Origin of the sequence: Pseudidiomarina sp. CB1, from assembly GCF_024752025.1 — a bacterium.
Taxonomy (GTDB): Bacteria; Pseudomonadota; Gammaproteobacteria; order Enterobacterales; family Alteromonadaceae; genus Pseudidiomarina.
Map to the genome: position 1 here is coordinate 1 of NZ_JANTPU010000006.1, position 1,733 is coordinate 1,733.

At 52.2% G+C, this 1,733-nt stretch carries 1 tRNA gene and 1 rRNA gene; both read left to right on the forward strand.

The features are described 5' to 3' along the window. Positions 1-42 precede the first annotated feature (42 nt). A 16S ribosomal RNA gene (locus NV375_RS12600) occupies positions 43-1,586 on the forward strand. Positions 1,587-1,655: 69 nt separating this feature from the next. Continuing rightward, positions 1,656-1,732, forward strand: a tRNA-Ile gene (locus NV375_RS12605). The last annotated feature ends 1 nt before the right edge of the window (position 1,733 follow it).

Below are 1,733 nucleotides of genomic sequence, written 5' to 3' on the forward strand. Positions count from 1 at the left end.
TAAAGCTTAAGTCATGAAATTCAATGGGTCGATTAAACTTTTAAACTGAAGAGTTTGATCATGGCTCAGATTGAACGCTGGCGGCAGGCCTAACACATGCAAGTCGAGCGGTAACAGAGAGAAGCTTGCTTCTTTGCTGACGAGCGGCGGACGGGTGAGTAATACTTGGGAACTTGCCTTTAGGAGGGGGACAACCACGGGAAACTGTGGCTAATACCGCATAATGTCTACGGACCAAAGCAGGGGATCTTCGGACCTTGTACCTAAAGATGGGCCCAAGCGAGATTAGCTAGTTGGTGGGGTAAAGGCTCACCAAGGCGACGATCTCTAGCTGTTCTGAGAGGATGATCAGCCACACTGGGACTGAGACACGGCCCAGACTCCTACGGGAGGCAGCAGTGGGGAATATTGCACAATGGGGGAAACCCTGATGCAGCCATGCCGCGTGTGTGAAGAAGGCCTTCGGGTTGTAAAGCACTTTCAGTGGTGAGGAAGGCCATACACTTAATACGTGTGTGGATTGACGTTAACCACAGAAGAAGCACCGGCTAACTCCGTGCCAGCAGCCGCGGTAATACGGAGGGTGCGAGCGTTAATCGGAATTACTGGGCGTAAAGCGTACGTAGGCGGCTTGTTAAGCAAGATGTGAAAGCCCCGGGCTCAACCTGGGAATGGCATTTTGAACTGGCAAGCTCGAGTTCTGAAGAGGGTGGTAGAATTTCCTGTGTAGCGGTGAAATGCGTAGATATAGGAAGGAATACCGGTGGCGAAGGCGGCCACCTGGTCAGAAACTGACGCTGAGGTACGAAAGCGTGGGGAGCAAACAGGATTAGATACCCTGGTAGTCCACGCCGTAAACGATGTCAACTAGTTGTTCGTCTTATAAACAAGGTGAGTAACGCAGCTAACGCACTAAGTTGACCGCCTGGGGAGTACGGCCGCAAGGTTAAAACTCAAATGAATTGACGGGGGCCCGCACAAGCGGTGGAGCATGTGGTTTAATTCGATGCAACGCGAAGAACCTTACCATCCCTTGACATCCAGTGAACTTTCTAGAGATAGATTGGTGCCTTCGGGAACACTGAGACAGGTGCTGCATGGCTGTCGTCAGCTCGTGTTGTGAGATGTTGGGTTAAGTCCCGCAACGAGCGCAACCCTTATCCTCAGTTGCCAGCACATAATGGTGGGAACTCTGTGGAGACTGCCGGTGATAAACCGGAGGAAGGTGGGGACGACGTCAAGTCATCATGGCCCTTACGGGATGGGCTACACACGTGCTACAATGGCGCGTACAATGGGAAGCAAGCTAGCGATAGTAAGCGGATCTCAAAAAGCGCGTCGTAGTCCGGATCGGAGTCTGCAACTCGACTCCGTGAAGTCGGAATCGCTAGTAATCGTGGATCAGAATGCCACGGTGAATACGTTCCCGGGCCTTGTACACACCGCCCGTCACACCATGGGAGTGGGCTGCACCAGAAGTGGATAGTTTAACCTTCGGGAGAACGTTCACCACGGTGTGGTTCATGACTGGGGTGAAGTCGTAACAAGGTAGCCGTAGGGGAACCTGCGGCTGGATCACCTCCTTATGAAACAGCCTTGAAGAAGTTAAGTGCTCACACAGATTGCCTGGTTTGATAGATGTAACGGAAGAAACTGGGTCTGTAGCTCAGCTGGTTAGAGCGCACCCCTGATAAGGGTGAGGTCGGTAGTTCAAGTCTACTCAGACCCACCAA